General features: G+C 27.8%; 1 protein-coding gene. It reads right to left on the reverse strand.

Annotated elements, in window-relative coordinates:
* Positions 1–398 precede the first annotated feature (398 nt).
* On the reverse strand, positions 399–798 hold a 400-nt coding region (locus V7056_RS06045; RefSeq protein WP_499700219.1), incomplete at its 5' end, for a hypothetical protein.

Raw genomic sequence — 798 nt, forward strand, 5'->3', positions numbered from 1 at the left:
ATTTAATAAATATTTTCTTTTTTATGTATCAACTGGTATATTTTTTTAGAATTCATGATTTTAAAAAACTATAATATTTTTTTAATAGAATATAGCCTTAATGAAATTCTAATTCTTACTAATACTTTTTACACATTAGATTTCATAAAACACACCAAATTTACCACATATTATGAATTATATGGTATTTATTTTACAGAATAAATACAAATGTTACTTTTATTCTATAAACGATACTTTTTTACTACAAATTAACTATTATTTTTAAAAAATAATCCCAGCAATAGAAAAGTTAGGTTTTGATTAGATTTTAATTAACAAAAAAAATCTCTGTTGAATACAGAGATCTTTTACTTATGAATATTGTCTTGTGTTTCTATTTTACGTTAATTACTAAACTAACGGTTAGACCAAATTGTACTTTTCGTTGTTCCAAAGGGTGAGGATTCATAACCTTCAGCAACTACTGTTGCTCCAGTTGTGTTATCAGAGAAAATCTGAACAACCTCACTCAGTACACCTGAACCTGTTAATGTGAAAATCGCATCAACACTATCCTTTTTATCTACATTCACACCATACCATATATTACCGCTCGTATTTAAATTATCAGCATTCACAGTTGAACTATTTACGATTAATCCTGCTGCAGCATTATTTGTAGATGTAATATTATTTAATGTTACATCGGACGAGCTAACAACATTAATACCATGTCCATAATCTGTATTACCAGCTCCTGGGCCTGTCATTGGAATGCTCTTTGCACCAGTTACTGTAAAGTTTTCTAAGTTTACT

It is taken from the genome of Bacillus sp. JJ664, assembly GCF_036962205.1.
Lineage (GTDB): Bacteria > Bacillota > Bacilli > Bacillales > Bacillaceae_G > Gottfriedia.